We start from the raw sequence: 13829 nt of genomic DNA on the forward strand, positions 1-13829 counted from the left end.
GTGGGGCCCGCCCCGGTTCTGGAGCGACAGAGCGAAGGAGCGCAGCGACTGAGCGGCGGAGTGAAGAACCGGGGTTAATAGGGCCCCACCCCGCGCCGCCGAAGGCGGCGCAAAAGACACAGAGGCCGTCCGCGGTGCGGACGGCCTCCCCGAGTCGGGTGTGCTGCCGGGTCAGGCGGAGACAGCCGCCTTCTCCAGGATCTCGCGCGCGAGGGCGGCGGTTTCGGACGGCGTCTTGCCGACCTTCACACCCGCGGCCTCGAGCGCGTCCTTCTTGGCCTGCGCGGTACCCGAGGAACCGGAGACGATGGCGCCCGCGTGGCCCATGGTCTTGCCTTCGGGCGCGGTGAAACCGGCCACATAGCCGACGACCGGCTTGGTGACGTTGGCCTGGATGTAGGCCGCGGCCCGCTCCTCGGCGTCGCCGCCGATCTCACCGATCATGACGATCAGCTCGGTCTCGGGGTCCTTCTCGAACGCCTCGATGGCGTCGATATGGGTGGTGCCGATGACCGGGTCGCCGCCGATACCGATGGAGGTCGAGAAGCCGAAATCGCGCAGCTCGTACATCATCTGGTAGGTCAGGGTGCCGGACTTGGACACCAGGCCGATCGGGCCCTTGCCGGAGATATTGGCCGGGGTGATGCCGACCAGCGATTCGCCGGGGGTGATGATGCCGGGGCAGTTGGGGCCGATGATCCGGGTCTTGGCGCCCTTCTCCACGTTGTAGGCCCACGCGTAGGCGGTGTCCTGCACCGGGATGCCCTCGGTGATGACCACGAGCAGCGGGATCTCCGCGTCGATGGCCTCGATGATGGCGTCCTTGGAGAACTTCGGCGGCACGAACGCGATGGAGACGTCGGCACCGGTCTTCTCGATGGCCTCGGCCACGGAGGCGAAGACGGGGAGCTCGACCGCGTTGCCGTCCTTGTCGGTGTGCGAGACGGTGGTGCCCGCCTTACGCGCGTTCACACCGCCGACGACCTGGGTCCCCGCCTTGAGCATCAGGGCGGTGTGCTTGGTGCCCTCGCCGCCGGTGATGCCCTGGACGATGACCTTCGAGTCCTTGTTGAGGAAGATTGACATTGTTCTTCTTGTCCTTTACTGGGCGTGCCCTGGTAGGTCGGCTCAGCGGGCCGCGAGTTCGGCGGCCTTGTCGGCGCCTTCGTCCATGGTCTGTGCCAGCGTCACCAGCGGGTGCGCGGCCTCGGCGAGGATCTTGCGACCTTCTTCCACCCGGTTACCGTCCAGGCGGACCACCAGCGGCTTGTTCGCTTCGTCGCCCAGGATCTCGAGTGCCTTGACGATGCCGTTGGCCACCGCGTCACAGGCGGTGATACCACCGAAGACGTTCACGAAGACGCTCTTCACCTGGGAGTCGTTCAGGATCACGTCGAGACCGTTGGCCATGACCTCGGCGGAGGCGCCGCCACCGATATCGAGGAAGTTGGCCGGCTTGACACCCTTGTGGTTCTCGCCGGCGTAGGCGACGACATCCAGGGTCGACATGACCAGGCCGGCGCCGTTGCCGATGATGCCGACCTGACCGTCGAGCTTGACGTAGTTGAGGTCGTTCTCCTTGGCCTTGAGCTCCAGCGGATCGGTCGCGTCCTTGTCCGCGAACTCCGCGTGGTCGGGGTGACGGAACTCGGCGTTCTCGTCCAGGGTGACCTTGCCGTCGAGGGCGAGGATCTCGTTGTCCGGGGTGCGGACCAGCGGGTTGACCTCGACCAGGGTGGCGTCTTCGTTGACGAAGACCTCCCACAGCTTCTGGATGGTCACCGCGGCGGCGTCCAGCACGTCGGCGGGCAGATGGCCCTGCTCGGCGATCGAGCGGGCGAACGCGAGGTCGACACCCTTGACCGCGTCGACGGCGATCTTGGCCAGCCGGTCGGGTTTGGTGGCGGCGACCTCTTCGATCTCCATACCGCCCTCGACCGAGCACATGGCCAGGTAGGTGCGGTTGGTGCGATCGAGCAGGAAGGAGATGTAGTACTCCTCGGCGATATCCTTCGCCTCGGCGACCAGGATCTTCTTGGTGATGTGTCCCTTGATGTCCAGGCCGAGGATGTTCTGCCCGTGGGTGAACGCGTCCTCCGGGGTGGCCGCGTACTTCACGCCACCGGCCTTGCCGCGGCCGCCGACCTTCACCTGGGATTTGATCATCACCGGCTTGCCGATTTCCGCGGCGATGGCGCGGGCGTCCTCGGCAGTATCGGTTACGCGGCCTTCCGACGAAGGCACCCCGTGCTTTACGAAGAGCTCCTTCGCCTGATATTCGAAGAGATCCATGTACTCACCGTCTCGTCTGCGTTGCTATGACAACGTCTTTGTTGGCGGCCCGACGTCGGTAGCGGGTCGTTCGGACTCTAACCACTCACAGGCACGCCCGATCGGGCACGTTCATCCTAAGTGGCGCAGGTCACGAGCCCTCCCGGGGGGAGGTCAAACCCGCAGGCCAAGGCTACTCGCGAGTAGCTTTCGGACCGGCCGCAGGCGATACGCGGGGACAGCCGGGAAGAGTAGGTGGTCGCGGTGCCGAGATCACCGGACAGAGCGTCCGGCCGTGAGCTCCATCGCCGCTCAAAACGTGATCAATGTCACAGTAACGTTTGAAAACGTCCTACCGCTTGCCGCGTCGCAATCATTTCGTTACCGTCGAAGCCGTCGATGTCACAGGCCGATCACGAATGTTGCACAGCGTGGATGCTTGCGCACCCGGTTGTCGCGCGAGTAGAGATCTCCGTGATATTGCTCCTGTGAGCAGGTTTAGAGAGGACGGCAGCTTGACGCAGCACCCCGCTCCGCAGTCGCAGAGCCGTTCGGCAGCAGCCCTTCCGGCACCGCGTCCCAGTGTTGTCGACCGGATCTCCGGCGCCGGTCGGATGCGAAGCAGCCGATGAACCACCACGGCACATTCGATATCCAGGCCAACGGTCGTACCGGTCGGCGTCGTCGCGACGACGCGCAGCCCGCCGAGGGAGTCCAGCCGTTCAACGCGTTCGGCGCCCCCGGCGACAGCCGATCCCGCAGGCGTCCGCTCAACACCGCCGCCGCGTCCGCCGCCGCCGATGTCCACCGCAACGCGGCCGACGACTTCTGGTCGACCAACCAGGGCTGGGCCGAATCCCAGGCAAGCAATTGGTCCGCCCCCGCCCAGCAGGCGCAGGACGACAGCTGGCAGCAGGGCGGATGGCAGCAGGACCAGAAACCCGCCTGGCACAGTGATCCGAACTGGAACAGCCACCAGAGCTGGTCGGAACCACAGTCCTGGTCGCCGACACCGGATCGGTCCTGGCCCGAACCCGAACCCGCCGCGTACGAGCACGAGGCGCCCGGGCGCTACGACAGACCCGCGACCATCGCCGAGGCGCTGGAGAACGCGCCGGTCGTCGAGGAAGAAGCGGACGAGCCCCGGCAGTCCCGTTCCCGCGGGGCGCACCGGGTAGCGGCCCCACCGTCCGCGCTCAAGGGCCGCGCCGCGGTCGTCGCCATGGCGGCGGGCGCGGTGGTAGCCGCGGGGCAGTGCGCCACCGCGGAGACCGGTGGCGACCAGAACCTGGCACAGCAGCAGGCCACCGACTACGAGGCCGCGGGTTCGGTGCACGAGATCGCCGCGCAATCGATGGCCACCGAGGATCCGGCGCAGCCGAATACCGCGTCACCTCAGATGCTCGGCGGTAACGCTCCGGCGGATACCAGCCGATTCGGCGAAATACTGGCCAACGGAGCACAATTCGCCGAGGATCTCGCCCAGGCCGAGGAAGCCAAGTTCCGCCCGCTGTTCTCCAAATTCGCCAGCGGCTCCTACACCTCCGGATTCGGCGCCCGCTGGGGCGTCCAGCATCTCGGTATCGATGTGGCCGCCCCGATCGGCACTCCGATCTCCGCGGTCGCCGACGGTGAGGTCATCGACGCGGGCCCCGCCTCCGGCTTCGGTATGTGGGTTCGCCTGCTGCACGCCGACGGCACCATCACGGTCTACGGGCACGTCGACACCACCACGGTGTCGGTCGGTGAATACGTGTTCGCGGGAGATCAGATCGCCACCGTCGGCAACCGTGGGTTCTCCACCGGCCCGCACTGCCATTTCGAGGTCTGGCTCAACGGCAGCGACAAGATCGACCCGGTGCCGTGGCTGGCCACCCGTGGAATCGGACTCAACGGAAACGGCGACTGACCGGATCCGCGTATCTTCTGCTCGACACACGACCCTCGCGCGCCGAGGGTCGTTCAGGGCGCGGCGGTGATCGCCAGTCCGATCAACGCGATCACCTTGGCGATCTCCAGCCCGATGTACCAGTAGTGCGCCCCGGACCGGGGCAACTCCTCGCCCGCGAGCACCCGATCCGAGCGGCGGGACAACGGCGGGCGCACCGCGGCCAGTTGCACCGCCAGGATCGCCACCGCGACGACCAGCCAAACCCACACCGGACCGGCGGGCGCGAGAACGACAGCCGCGAGCAGCAGCACCGCCGCGAATACGGCTTCGACGGTGTTCAGTGCCCGGAAGACCAGACGTCCGATGCCCAGCCCGAGTTCGACGGTGACCCCGGGCGCGCGAAACTTCAGCGGCGCCTCCAGAAACGAGATCGCCAGCACCATCCCGAGCCAGAGCATCGGCAGAAACCACAACAGATGCCGGGCGATGGACTCCATGACCGGAACCTACCGCGCCGCCGGACCCGGCGGGTGCGCTAGAGCTTCGTGAGCGTCTGACTGAACTTCGGGATGAGCCGGATGGTGCCGCTGGATCCGAAATCTATCGTCACACTGGCCATATCGCCGACCCCGTCGGCGGCCACCACCCGGCCGAGACCGTACTTGTCGTCACTGACCCGATCGCCTACCGCCAGCACCAACCCGACATTGTTGCGGGATACACCGCGCCGGGCCGAGCGTCCCTCCCCGAAACCGGGCCGGGGCTCCCAGGACTGCGACCGGCCGCCGGTCCAATCCTCATCACCCGACTCGGCGCCACGGCGGCGACCGTACTGCGCCGGAGCCGAGGACCGTTTGGGTTCGAGCCGTTTCCAGTCGATCAGATGATCCGGGACCTCCTGCAGAAACCGGGACTCCGGATTGAACACCGGCTGCCCCCACGCCGAGCGGACCACCGCGCGAGTGAGATACAGGCGGCGCCGGGCCCGGGTGATACCCACATAGGCCAGCCGCCGCTCCTCGGCCAGTTCGGCGGGATCGCCGAGGGCACGCAGATGCGGGAACTGGCCGTCCTCCCAACCGGTCACGAAAACCACCGGGAACTCCAGGCCCTTGGCGGTGTGCAGGGTCATCATGGTGACCATGCCCGAGCCCTCCTCGGGTATCTGGTCGGCATCGGCCACCAGCGATACCCGTTCCAGGAACGCGGCCAGCGAACCGGGCTCGGGTTCACCCTCACCCGGTTCCGGGACCAGCCCCTCGGCCCGTGCGGCCTCGAGCGCGTTACGGGCCTCGGAACTGAACTCCCCGGCGACGCTCACCAGTTCGTTCAGGTTGTCCAGCCGCGCACCGTCCTGTGGATCGTCGGAGGCCTCCAACTCCGCCCGGTAGCCGGTGCGGTCCAGTACCGCCTCGACCACCGCGCCGACATCCGGAAAGTCCACCTCGTCCATTTCGCCCGCGGCCCGGATCTGTTCGAGCAGCGCGACGAACCCCGCGATGGCGTTACGCGCCCGGGTGTTCAGCAGCGCGACCTCGCCGGCGGCGGCATCCCGCAGTGCCTCGGCGAACCCGATACCGCGCTGTTCGGCGTGCACGGCCACACAGGCCTCGGCGCGATCCCCGATACCGCGACGCGGCGTGTTGAGAATCCGGCGCAGGCTCACCGCATCGTCCGGATTCTCCAGTACGCGCAGGTAGGCGACGATATCGCGGACCTCTTTGCGCTCGTAGAACCGGACCCCGCCGACCACCTTGTACGGCAGGCCCATCCGGATGAAGATCTCCTCCAAGGCCCGGGAGTTGTTGTTGGTGCGGTAGAACACCGCGATATCGGAATAGGCGGCAGCTTCCTCGTCCACCAGCCGATCGATCTCGCGGGCGACGAAGGCCGCCTCGTCGTGTTCGTTGTCGGCGACATAGCCGGTGATGAGTTCGCCCTCACCGGCATCGGTCCACAGCCGTTTGTCGCGGCGGTTGCTGTTACGCGCGATCACCGAGTTGGCCGCGGACAGGATGTTCTGCGTCGACCGGTAGTTCTGTTCCAGGAGGATGGTTTCGGCATCGGGGAAATCGCGTTCGAATTCCTCGATATTGCGGATCGTGGCGCCGCGGAAGGCATAGATGGACTGATCGGCGTCGCCGACCACGCAGAGCTCGCTGGGCGGCACGATATGCGGGTCCGGTTCCGGGATACCGGGATCGGCGGCCGCCGCGCCGGCGTCGGTATCGGCGGCCTCACCGGTCGTCCCCGGGGTGTGATGCCCGACGAGTTCGCGCACGAGTACGTACTGCGCGTGGTTGGTGTCCTGGTATTCGTCGACCAGGACATGGCGGAAACGACGGCGGTAGTACTCGGCGACCTCGGGATGCCGCTGCAGTAGTCCGACCGTCTCGCCGATGAGATCGTCGAAGTCCAGCGCGTTGGCCGTGCGCAGCCGCCGCTGATATTCGGCGTAGACGCGGGCGACGACCCGCGGCAGTTCCGCGTCTTCGAATTCGGCGTCGCTGCCCGCCCGCTCCGGCCCGACGAGCTCGTTCTTCAGATTCGAAATGGCCGTCGCGAGCAGTCTCGGCGTGTACTTCTTGGCATCCAGTTCCAGATCCCGGCAGATCATGGTGAGCAGCCGCCGGGAATCGTCGGCGTCGTAGATGGAGAAGTTCGAGTTCAGCCCGGGCAGCAACGCCGCCTGGGTGCGCAGGATGCGCACACAGCTGGAGTGGAAGGTCGACACCCACATACTCGCGGCACGCGGGCCCACCAGCTCGATGACCCGCTCCCGCATCTCGGCGGCGGCCTTGTTGGTGAAGGTGATGGCCAGGATCTGCCCGGGGGTGGCGCCACGAGCGGCCAGCAGGTAGGCGATCCGTCGGGTCAGCACCGCGGTCTTGCCCGAACCCGCCCCGGCCACGATCAGCAGCGGGGGCCCGGTGTGCAGGACCGCGGCACGCTGCTGCGGATTGAGGCCGTCGAGCAGCTGTCCGGCGTCCTCGGCCCGGCGCTGCGCGGTATCCGTACGCTGCTGCGCCTGCTCGGCCTGTACCCGCCGCTGCAACGCGGCCAGCCCGCCCGGCGCAGCACCCGTCTCACGGCCACCGGGGCCCGCGGCTGCGCGATCGGCACCGGACAACTCCAGGCCGGGTAGGGCCATATTCTCCGCCGCGCCGGGCTCCGGTGAGCCGCCGGCGGAGGTGGCCCGGGGATTGTGCGAATCCGAACGAAGTGCTGCCGCGGTGGTGTCCATCGTCTGTTCACGCTACCGCCGCGACCCGACACGATCGAACACTCGGCCGAATTCGGTCCCGCGCGCGCACCGGGTCGCCCCGATATCCCCAGCAGTGAGCGTTTTGCATACATCGCACACCGTGGCAAACTGGCAATATGGTTTGCCCTTCAGCGAAACATCCGCGCCGGTTGTGTGGACAGCGGGGCCGCAGACCGGGCACCTGAGGCCCCGACGGGGCAGGTAAGGGGGAACGGCACTACCAGACCCGCCGGGTCTTTTTCACGGTGTAGGAGCTCTGGACCGGTAACACGACGCGCCTCGGCGCCGATCCAGGTTCTGACACGAGGAGATGAGAAATGAGCACACCCGCTACGGCGACCGGGTCGGGTTCGACAACCGACACGGACTCGGAGCTCCCTCGGACCGAAGCCGAGATCGAGAAGCTCCGCAAGGAGATCGACCGGCTCGATGCGGAGATCCTCACGGCGATCAAGCGCCGGACGGAGATCTCGCGGGTAATCGGACGCACCCGGATGGCCTCCGGGGGCACCCGGCTGGTACACAGCCGGGAAATGAAAGTGCTGGAACGCTTCAGCGAGCTGGGTCAGGAGGGTCACACCCTGGCGATGCTGCTACTGCGACTCGGTCGCGGCCGGCTCGGACGCTAGACCCCACAGAACCGACGCGACGGCCCGCAGACCGCCGCAACCTCACGAACCGCCCCGGGTGATCACGCCCCAGGGCGGTTCGTACTGTCTGTCACGTCATGGCGATGTACTTGGTCGACAGATACTCCTCGATCCCCTCGGTACCACCCTCCCGGCCGAAACCGGACGCCTTGACCCCGCCGAACGGCGCCGCCGGATCCGAGATCACACCGCGGTTCACACCGACCATGCCGCTCTCCAGCCCCTCGGCCACACGCAACGCACGATCGAGGTCACGGGTGTAGAGATAGCTCACCAGCCCGAACTCGGTATCGTTGGCCGCCGCCAGACCCTCTTCCTCGGTATCGAAAGCGACGATCGGCGCCACCGGCCCGAAAACCTCCTCGCGCAGAATCCGCGCCCGCGCCGGGATATCGGTGAGCACGGTCGCCGGATAGAACCAGCCGGGCCCACCCGGAGCCTTCCCGCCGACCCGGACCGACGCGCCCGCCGACACCGCGTCGTCGACCAGTTCGGAGACGGTGTTCAGCTGTTGCTCGTCGACCAGTGGCCCCAGGGTGGTGGCCGGGTCGGCGCCCGGACCCAACCGGACCCGCGAATTGATCGCGGCGACGAACTTCTCGGTGAACTCCTCCACCACCGCCCGCTGCACATGGAAGCGATTCGCCGCAGTACACGCCTCACCACCGTTGCGCAGCTTCGCCAGCATGGCGCCCTCGACGGCCGCATCGATATCGGCATCGTCGAATACGACGAACGGCGCGTTCCCGCCGAGCTCCATCGAGGTGCGCAGCAGGCCGGACGCGGACTTCTCGACCAACGTACGACCGACCTCGGTGGACCCGGTGAAGGTGAGCTTACGCAACCGCGGATCGTTTAGCAGAGGTTGGGTGAGCGCCCCGGACCGGCGGGAAGTGATCACCGACAGCACGCCGTCGGGCAGCCCGGCCTCGGCGCACAACTTCGCCAGCAGCAGCATGGTGAGCGGGGTGGCCGAAGCAGGTTTGACGATCATGGTGCAGCCCGCCGCCAGCGCGGGACCGATCTTGCGGGTGCCCATCGCGAGGGGAAAATTCCACGGGGTGATCGCCAGGCAGGGACCGACCGGCTGTTTGTGCACCAGGATCCGCCCCGTACCCGACGGCGCATGCAGGTAACGGCCGTGGATCCGGGCGGCCTCCTCACTGAACCAGCGAAAGAACTCCGCGCCGTAACGCACCTCGTTACGGCTCTCCGGTAGCGCCTTGCCCATCTCCAGGGTCATCAGCAGCGCGAACTCCTCGGCACGCGCGGTGATGCGCTCGAAAACCGCGCGCAAGATCTCACCGCGCTCACGAGCCGGAGTCGCCGCCCAGCCCGCCTGGGCGGCCGACGCGGCATCCAGCGCCCGGACCGCGTCCTCCGGCGCCCCGTCCGCCACCTCCGCGAGAACCTCACCGTTCGCCGGATTGTGCACGGCGAAGGTGCCACCACCAGCGGCATCGACGGGCCCGCCGATCCACAGTTGCTTCGGTACGGACGCGAGTACTTCGGTTTCGGAAGCCATCACGTCAGCCTAGGCCGAGCCGCAGTGTTTATGGCGGCGCCTTCGGCGCCGCGGGGGTGGGGCCCTATTGACCCCGCCTGCGAATGTTGACCGTCCGGGAGTGGACAAAGGGGGTGGGTCCGCATGCCGGCGATCCGGTGTAGCAATAGAGACGGGGTTCGCATGCCGACCTATTCGGGGCAGCGGAAACCGACTTACGAGACGCCACAAAGGGTTGAGTCCGTCCCGCCCCTTGGCCGAAGGTGCGCAAAGGTCACCTTCCGCGGACGGCCCACCGCACGTCGCATGAGCCGAAGGCTCGAGTCCCGAGGCTTGAACGGCGGGACACCAGGGGCCTCGACCCCGCACGCGCCAGCGCACCGAAAACACAGCACCTTCACAACCAGGCCCACATCCCACCTTCAGGAGCAAGCGCACTTCCTGCGCCTTCCCACGTCCACGAGCGCCCTCGACCCACCCAGCCCCCAAACCAGCACTCCGGCCGCCCAGGCTCCCCACGAGCGCCCCGGCCGACCCCAGCCCCGCCGGCACTCCGCCGACCCCGCCCTCCGCGAGCACTCCAGTTCGTCCCAGCCCCACCAGCACTTCGACCGTCCGGGTTCTCCGCGAGCGCGCCGACCAAACCCAACCCCGCGAACCTCAGCTCCCAGTACTCCACCCGACCCCCCACCAGCGCACTCGAGCCGGCCCCGTGCGCACTCCGTCGACCCCGCCCACCGCCACCATTCCAGTTCGGCCCAGCCCCCAGCACTCCGACAACGAGTCTCCGGACGGCCTGCAGCACATACCCGACCGACCCCATGGCTACCGGCCGGCAAATGCCTCCGCTCCGGCGGTGTGATCGCCCGGAACGCGCGGTACGTCCCGACCCCGCCTGCGTCCGGCCGCTGTGGGTTGTACGCTCGGCCAGTGTGAGCGTCGACATAACCGCATCGGCGGCATGGCAGAAATTACGCGATCACCACGCCGCGATCACCGCCCTACAGCTGAGGGATCTGTTCGCCGAAGATCCACCGCGCGGCCGCGATCTGACGCTGACCGCGGGTGAGCTGCGGATCGACTACAGCAAGCATCGCGTCACTCGGGAAACCCTGCAATTGCTGGTGGAACTGGCCCGGGAAGCGGGGGTCGAGGGCCAGCGCGACCGGATGTTCGGCGGGGAGCACATCAACACCTCCGAGGATCGGGCGGTGGGGCACACCGCATTGCGGTTGCCCGCGGGCAGTGCGCTGACCATCGACGGCGAGGACGCGGCCGCCGCGGTCCACGAGGTGCTCGACCGGATGGCCGCCTTCGCCGATTCCGTGCGCTCGGGTGATCGGCGTGGCGCGACCGGGCAGCGGATCCGGACGGTGGTGAACATCGGGATCGGCGGTTCGGATCTCGGGCCCGTCATGGTGCATCAGGCGCTGCGCCACTACGCGGACGCCGGTATCGGTGCCCGGTTCGTCTCCAATGTGGATCCCGCCGATCTGGTGGCGACACTGGCCGATCTGGATCCGGCGACCACCCTGTTCATCGTCGCTTCGAAAACCTTCTCCACGCTCGAGACGCTCACCAACGCGACCGCGGCGCGGCGGTGGCTGGTCGATGCGCTCGGTCCCGACGCCGTAGCGAAACATTTCGTCGCGGTGTCCACGAATGCCGCGCGAGTGGCCGAATTCGGTATCGATACGGCCGATATGTTCGGTTTCTGGGATTGGGTCGGTGGCCGGTATTCGGTCGATTCGGCGATCGGGCTGTCGGTGATGGTGACGATCGGCCCGGACCGTTTCGCCGAGTTCCTGGCCGGTATGCACGATATGGACCGGCATTTCGCCACCGCGCCGCTGCCGGAGAACGCGCCGGCCCTGCTGGCCCTGCTCGGGGTGTGGTACTCGAATTTCTTCGGGGCGCAATCCCGCGTGGTCCTGCCGTACTCCAACGATCTCGCCCGGTTCCCGGCCTATCTGCAGCAGCTCACCATGGAGTCGAACGGAAAGTCGGTGCGCGCGGACGGTTCCCCGGTCACCACCGCCACCGGCGAGATCTTCTGGGGTGAACCCGGTACCAACGGTCAGCACGCTTTCTACCAGCTTCTGCATCAGGGCACCCGGCTGATTCCCGCCGATTTCATCGGATTCGCGCGCCCCACCGACGATCTGCCCACCCGTGACGGCACCGGCAGTATGCACGACATCCTGATGAGCAACCTGTTCGCGCAGACCAAGGTCCTGGCGTTCGGGAAGACCGCCGAGGAGATAGCCGCCGAGGGCACGCAGACGGAACTGATCCCGCACAAGGTGATGCCGGGAAACCGGCCCAGCACCACGATCCTCGCACCCCGTCTCACTCCGTCGGTGCTGGGACAGTTGATCGCGCTCTACGAACATCAGGTATTCGTGGCCGGGGTGATCTGGGGTATCGACAGTTTCGATCAGTGGGGTGTGGAACTGGGCAAACAGCAGGCCCTGGCGCTCGCGCCGCTGCTCACCGACGCGGAAGAACCCGCACCGCAGGACGATTCGTCCACCGATTCGCTGATCCGCTGGTACCGCGCCAACCGCTGAGCGCTCACCACGGGCGGATCGGCAGTTCCACCCGCGTGGCGGTGGCGGTGGCGAGCACGTGCAGCGCGGCGGCGTCGGGGATTCGTTCGGGGTAGAGACTCGCGAGCGTCAGGATGTAGTCGTCACGGAACCGGCACAGGTAGCCGGACAGCCGGGTCCGGGGCCGGTCGGCGCGGACGAGACCGGGATGGATCGCCCGGGTCGCGATACCGGTGCATTCGTGCGGCCCGAGCACGGACAGCGCCGGGGGGATCCGGCCGATATTCGAGCAGAGGACATCCCGTTCACCGGCTCCCCGGGACAGCCGGTGAGCGACCCGGTCCGGGACCAGGTGGAGGAACTCCTCGGGTAGGCCGCCGGGACTCGATATCCGGCGTTCGTAGGCGGCGCGGCTCTTCGCCCGGATCTCGGCGGGACCGTCCGGTGGGGTCACCGTTATCTCGGTCATCGCGAGGTCGTTGTCGATCCGGGGTTCGTGGCGGGTGTCCACCGGCAAACTGGCCGCGATCTCGGCGCCCGCGAAACCGGCACCCCACAGCGTATTCGCGACGAACCAGATGAACAGGCTGTTCGCTGTACCACCGTATCCGCCGGCGATCCGCTCCCAGTCCGGCGCCGGACAGCGCAGTATCACGGCGGGCTCCGATATCCGGCCGTTCCCGGACCGAGGCGGCTCTGTGTTCCCGGTGCGCGCGGCCGGCGGGGCGATCCTCGGTAGCGCAGCCGGCCCGGCAGTGGTGGGTGGTTCGGTGGGCGGGAGTCGCGGATCCGGTTCCGTTACCGGGCGTCCCGATGTGGAGGGGGTGGGTTGCGCACGGGCGTCCCCTCCGGTCGCGCGCACCGCGGAACTTCCCGTCCCGGCCGCTTTCGCGGACAGCGGCTGCCGTACCCGACGCGGGATACGCGCCGCGGCAGCGTGCATCCCGCCCACGGCGACCGTCGCCCAGATACGTGCGGCGTCGGCCCAATCCGAATCGCGCGCACCGGCGGGTCCCGCGATCGGTCCGTCACCGGTCCGCACCGTATCGGCCTTCGCACCGGGATCCAGCTCCCGCAGTGCCAGTTCGACGGCGATGATCAGGCCGCGGGCATCGGTGAGAACATGGGAGCAGGTGAGGGCCACTACCGTACCCCCGCCGGTGAGCGGCGCCGCCGACAGCCGCCAGCCCGGGCCGTGCTCCGGATCGAGATGGTTACCGCGTGTATCGGCCCAGCTCGCTATCTCCGCGGGTGCGAGTGCCGAGCTGTACAGGTCCAGCGGATACGCGTGCTCGTTGTGCTGCCATCGGGACCGGGCGCCCGGAATCCGGGGCCGCACCACCCGGCGGGCGAGCGGGCCGGTACGCAGGGCCTCGGACAACCCGGTGAGGACCGCGGTGTCCACCGCCGCCCCGGTCCGCCACAGGCCCTGGAGGGCGATCGGGGTGCCGAGCCCCTGATGGGTCCGCAGAAAAATCTCGTCGACAACGCTCAACCGGCGCATTCGCACAGGCTATCGGTTGATTCGGGATGGTCGGCCGACGGATCCGCTCCGCCCGCCGCCCGCCGGAGCGGATGACAGCCGGCAGTGGTGCGGCCGAGCGCGAACCCGGCGGAAGCGCCGGATGTCGTAGCCGTGCCGTGCGGTGACCCGGCCGGGAACAGCGTCCGATCCGCGATACCGACCGGTCGTCATCCC

The 13829-nt window shown here is 67.9% G+C and carries 9 protein-coding genes; 3 read left to right on the forward strand and 6 right to left on the reverse strand.

The window, feature by feature from the left end; all coding sequences use genetic code 11:
* Positions 1-171 precede the first annotated feature (171 nt).
* Together sucD and sucC are read right to left on the reverse strand one after the other, a co-directional pair.
* Entirely contained in the window at positions 172-1086 is a 915-nt protein-coding gene (sucD, locus tag ACWEWT_RS34035; protein ID WP_452564959.1) for a succinate--CoA ligase subunit alpha, read from the reverse strand.
* A 42-nt stretch (positions 1087-1128) separates the two neighbouring features.
* A complete protein-coding gene (gene sucC / locus ACWEWT_RS34040; protein ID WP_452564960.1) occupies positions 1129-2292 on the reverse strand; it encodes an ADP-forming succinate--CoA ligase subunit beta in 1164 nt (387 codons plus the stop codon).
* Positions 2293-2899: 607 nt separating this feature from the next.
* Between sucC and ACWEWT_RS34045 the strand changes: the two genes are divergently transcribed.
* The gene (locus tag ACWEWT_RS34045; RefSeq protein ID WP_452564961.1) at positions 2900-4180 is read left to right on the forward strand and encodes a M23 family metallopeptidase; all 1281 of its coding nucleotides are present in this window, start codon (positions 2900-2902) and stop codon (positions 4178-4180) included.
* 53 nt (positions 4181-4233) lie between these two features.
* On the opposite strand, the gene ACWEWT_RS34050 is transcribed toward ACWEWT_RS34045, so the two are convergent.
* Complete coding sequence (locus ACWEWT_RS34050; RefSeq protein WP_452564962.1) at positions 4234-4659, reverse strand: hypothetical protein; 426 nt, start codon at positions 4657-4659, stop codon at positions 4234-4236.
* A gap of 38 nt (positions 4660-4697) precedes the next feature.
* Positions 4698-7406 carry a DNA helicase PcrA gene (pcrA, locus tag ACWEWT_RS34055; protein WP_452564963.1) on the reverse strand — a complete coding sequence of 903 codons (2709 nt, stop codon included), beginning with the start codon at positions 7404-7406 and terminating at the stop codon, positions 4698-4700.
* 338 nt (positions 7407-7744) lie between these two features.
* On the opposite strand from pcrA, the gene ACWEWT_RS34060 reads away from it, so the two are divergent.
* Positions 7745-8056 carry a chorismate mutase gene (locus ACWEWT_RS34060; protein WP_030522366.1) on the forward strand — a complete coding sequence of 104 codons (312 nt, stop codon included), beginning with the start codon at positions 7745-7747 and terminating at the stop codon, positions 8054-8056.
* Positions 8057-8147: 91 nt separating this feature from the next.
* Here ACWEWT_RS34060 and ACWEWT_RS34065 read toward each other — a convergent pair whose 3' ends face one another.
* Positions 8148-9602 carry an NAD-dependent succinate-semialdehyde dehydrogenase gene (locus ACWEWT_RS34065; RefSeq protein ID WP_452564964.1) on the reverse strand — a complete coding sequence of 485 codons (1455 nt, stop codon included), beginning with the start codon at positions 9600-9602 and terminating at the stop codon, positions 8148-8150.
* A gap of 911 nt (positions 9603-10513) precedes the next feature.
* Between ACWEWT_RS34065 and pgi the strand changes: the two genes are divergently transcribed.
* Positions 10514-12151: a glucose-6-phosphate isomerase gene (gene pgi / locus ACWEWT_RS34070; protein WP_452564965.1), complete on the forward strand. Its 1638-nt coding sequence runs from the start codon at positions 10514-10516 to the stop codon at positions 12149-12151.
* A gap of 4 nt (positions 12152-12155) precedes the next feature.
* Here pgi and ACWEWT_RS34075 read toward each other — a convergent pair whose 3' ends face one another.
* The gene (locus ACWEWT_RS34075) at positions 12156-13634 is read right to left on the reverse strand and encodes a hypothetical protein (protein WP_452564966.1); all 1479 of its coding nucleotides are present in this window, start codon (positions 13632-13634) and stop codon (positions 12156-12158) included.
* Positions 13635-13829 lie beyond the last annotated feature (195 nt).

Source organism: Nocardia sp. NPDC003963 (genome assembly GCF_053605105.1).

Bases quoted from the DNA above. Each gene is read 5' to 3' on its own strand.
- sucD (WP_452564959.1), bottom strand. From the start codon at position 1,086: ATGTCAATCTTCCTCAACAAGGACTCGAAGGTCATCGTCCAGGGCATC.
- sucC (WP_452564960.1), bottom strand. From the start codon at position 2,292: ATGGATCTCTTCGAATATCAGGCGAAGGAGCTCTTCGTAAAGCACGGG.
- ACWEWT_RS34045 (WP_452564961.1), top strand. From the start codon at position 2,900: ATGAACCACCACGGCACATTCGATATCCAGGCCAACGGTCGTACCGGT.
- ACWEWT_RS34050 (WP_452564962.1), bottom strand. From the start codon at position 4,659: ATGGAGTCCATCGCCCGGCATCTGTTGTGGTTTCTGCCGATGCTCTGG.
- pcrA (WP_452564963.1), bottom strand. From the start codon at position 7,406: ATGGACACCACCGCGGCAGCACTTCGTTCGGATTCGCACAATCCCCGG.
- ACWEWT_RS34060 (WP_030522366.1), top strand. From the start codon at position 7,745: ATGAGCACACCCGCTACGGCGACCGGGTCGGGTTCGACAACCGACACG.
- ACWEWT_RS34065 (WP_452564964.1), bottom strand. From the start codon at position 9,602: ATGGCTTCCGAAACCGAAGTACTCGCGTCCGTACCGAAGCAACTGTGG.
- ACWEWT_RS34075 (WP_452564966.1), bottom strand. From the start codon at position 13,634: ATGCGCCGGTTGAGCGTTGTCGACGAGATTTTTCTGCGGACCCATCAG.